A 329-nucleotide genomic window follows, 5' to 3' on the forward strand; every position below is an offset into this window, starting at 1 on the left:
AAATGGTCAGTTGCATCACCGAGGTCGAAGCGCTCCATCTTATGGGGTACCTCTTCCAACAACATACACAGCAACGGGACCTTGTCAGGTGTTTTGTTGGGATATTACTTACCTGCCAAGCACAGTACGTGGGCAGTTTTATTATCTGTATATGCTCGAAGATATATACAGCAGAAAAATAGTGGGCCATGAAGTCCACGAGCAAGAATCAGGTGAGCATGCAGCTAACCTGCTGGAGCAAACATTAGTGCGTGAAAATGCGCTGCATAGCGGTGTGGTTTTACACTCAGACAACGGTGCACCGATGAAATCGCAAACCATGCGTATGA

1 protein-coding gene is annotated in these 329 nt (G+C 46.8%); it reads left to right on the forward strand.

The features are described from left to right. Window positions 1-329 (forward strand): DDE-type integrase/transposase/recombinase (locus CWB98_RS23725; protein WP_138546998.1); only part of this gene is annotated, 329 nt, incomplete at both ends.

The sequence above is a fragment of the Pseudoalteromonas rubra genome (assembly GCF_005887115.1).
Classification (GTDB): Bacteria; Pseudomonadota; Gammaproteobacteria; order Enterobacterales; family Alteromonadaceae; genus Pseudoalteromonas; species Pseudoalteromonas rubra_F.